Source organism: Pseudomonas sp. AC083 (assembly GCF_979253165.1).
Genome location: NZ_CEEDDH010000226.1, coordinates 1 through 255 on the forward strand (window position 1 = coordinate 1; position 255 = coordinate 255).

Consider the following 255-nt stretch of genomic DNA (forward strand, 5'->3'; position numbering starts at 1 on the left):
TAATAGAATAACGAGTACAGCTTTTTGCTCACGAATCGGTTTTTGCATGATGTTTGTTTCCCCTTTACTGACTCACTTGTTACTCATGATGGTTGATTCCGTGAATAAACAATGAGATCGCCTCTTTTTGTAACTCTTTCTTCTGCTCAATGGTGTCATTTTTATATAACACGTCTAATCCATAAAAAACGGAAAGTAATATTTTCACTTTTGACTCCACATGCTGGATCGACCAGCTGCCATCTCTGTCTCTTA

1 protein-coding gene is annotated in these 255 nt (G+C 37.3%); it reads right to left on the reverse strand.

Annotated features, from left to right (window positions below):
- Positions 1–79 precede the first annotated feature (79 nt).
- The coding region (locus tag AC0IXA_RS27790) for a TetR family transcriptional regulator C-terminal domain-containing protein (protein WP_471814960.1) at positions 80–255 on the reverse strand (176 nt) is incomplete at its 5' end.